At 70.0% G+C, this 233-nt stretch carries 1 pseudogene; it reads right to left on the reverse strand.

The features are described from left to right. A pseudogene (locus ACLJNW_RS28795) lies at nucleotides 1–233 on the reverse strand (hypothetical protein); the annotation flags it as partial.

Genomic DNA, 233 nt, shown 5'->3' on the forward strand with positions numbered 1-233 from the left:
GTTGCAGGGCGGCCAGGCCTTCCGCCTGGCCCTGCTCGCCGAACAGCCGCTGCTTGTCCTGCACGTAGGCCAGCATGGCCTTCATGAAGTGCGCCTGGTAGACCCGGGAAAAGCCCAGGCCGATGCGGTCGGCGCACTCGTCCAGGCGGAACGGCACCGACACCGCGACGCCGCCGAGCAGCGGGCAGTCCCCAGCGGTTTCGCCCAGGTACTTGAGCAGCACGTTGCCGCCC

It is taken from the genome of Salmonella sp. SAL4457 (genome assembly GCF_046548235.1).
Lineage (GTDB): Bacteria > Pseudomonadota > Gammaproteobacteria > Enterobacterales > Enterobacteriaceae > Salmonella > Salmonella enterica.